Below are 1,399 nucleotides of genomic sequence, written 5' to 3'. Positions count from 1 at the left end.
GATGTCTTGGAGGACAAACCTCTTCTACAGCAGCTCCGCTGCCTCGTTCACCGGCCTTGACGAACAGCCTCCGCCCTTAACTGAACGGCGTTGCCACTAGAACCCAAGAACGAATCCTGCCCAGGGGGCGCAACCGTTCGAGGGGGTCCCACTCGCTCAGTAGAGCGAGGAGGCCTTGTCGTTGATCCAGGAGGGGAGGTTCGGCCACGATTCCCCGGAGTGGAAGGTGAACGCGAGCCCCTTCCCGTACTGGTCCGTCCACAGGGAAGCGTCCGAGAAACCCCCGTCCCCGAAGGAGCCCCCGGACCAGCTCCTCACGGAGGAGATGCTGTCGTTCATCCCGTTGGGGACGTTCCTGAAGTCAGGGACCGTGTTCCAGTAGTACGTCTCGTAGCAGTTCCCGGTGAAGTTCCCCCCGGAGAACACCTGGATGTACCCGGGCTGCCCGTAGTGGTCGCAGTTCCCGGCGGCGCTGGCGTTCGGGGTGAAGCCGAGGAGGCTGCCGACCGCTGCTGCGGCGACCAGTACGGCCTTCACTCGCACGTTCTTAATCACTTCGTACCTGACTTCCCGAAGGAGCCGCGTGCGGCGACGCACGCTGCTCATGTTCGTACTGGACGGGGACTCGCGCGGCTGCCCACTGGTGCCGCCGCCTGACACACGGTCACGCCGGGCCCGATGCTCCGTCCGCGACGGGCACCGGCTCCGCAAGGAGAAACATATCTCTTCTGCCGAGAAACCTACATACCCAATACCCGCACACATATCTGTTCCGTGGGATAGTACTCTTCATTACGTGTCTGAAGCTTTCAGGAAATCATTCGAAGTCCGCTGGGACGATGTCGACCTCAACGGCCACCTGCGCAGCACCCGGTACCTGGAGTACGCGACCACGGCCCGGCTCGGCTTCCTCGTGGCGTCGGGGTGGGACGTCCGGGCGCTGCAGAAGGAGGGGTTCGCCGCCGTTCTGCTGGGTGAGGAGGTCCGGTACCGCCGTGAGGTCTTCCTCACCGAGCAGGTCGAGGTGGCCTGCGAGGTGGTGGGGCTGACCGAGGACAGTGCGCGGTGGCGGGTGCGCCAGACCGTGTTCCGCGAGGACGGCGAGGAGGCCGCCGTCGTGCATTCGCTCGGCGCCTGGATCGACGTCCGCGCACGGAAGATCACGGCGCCGCCCGCCGGCCTGCGGGCCGTCTTCGAGGCCGCCCGCTCCGAGGAGTGCGAAGTCCTGTAGCGAGGTCACCGTACCGGCGCCTTCCTCCCCCGGCTCCACCCGGTCCCGCCGCGCCCCGTACGAGCGCGAGCCTTCTAGTGTCCCGAGTCTTAGGAAAGCCGTAGAAGTATGCTGGGCTCATGGCGCGCATGGGTCGGCCGACGGTCGAAGTGGTTCTGACGGATGACG

General features: G+C 65.5%; 2 protein-coding genes. One reads left to right on the top strand and one right to left on the bottom strand.

All coding sequences use genetic code 11. The features are described 5' to 3' along the window. Nucleotides 1–156 precede the first annotated feature (156 nt). Nucleotides 157–606: a hypothetical protein gene (locus ACFC02_RS42645; RefSeq protein WP_376368438.1), complete on the bottom strand. Its 450-nt coding sequence runs from the start codon at nt 604–606 to the stop codon at nt 157–159. Between the two features lie 190 nt (nt 607–796). Between ACFC02_RS42645 and ACFC02_RS42640 the strand changes: the two genes are divergently transcribed. Further along, nucleotides 797–1,231 carry an acyl-CoA thioesterase gene (locus tag ACFC02_RS42640; protein ID WP_376368436.1) on the top strand — a complete coding sequence of 145 codons (435 nt, stop codon included), beginning with the start codon at nt 797–799 and terminating at the stop codon, nt 1,229–1,231. Nucleotides 1,232–1,399 lie beyond the last annotated feature (168 nt).

It is taken from the genome of Streptomyces sp. NPDC056160 (genome assembly GCF_042268205.1).
Lineage (GTDB): Bacteria > Actinomycetota > Actinomycetes > Streptomycetales > Streptomycetaceae > Streptomyces.
This window is presented reverse-complemented; position numbering and strand designations above follow the sequence as displayed.

Excerpts from the sequence above, each read along its gene's own strand:
- ACFC02_RS42645 (WP_376368438.1), bottom strand. The coding sequence starts at position 606 with ATGAGCAGCGTGCGTCGCCGCACGCGGCTCCTTCGGGAAGTCAGGTAC.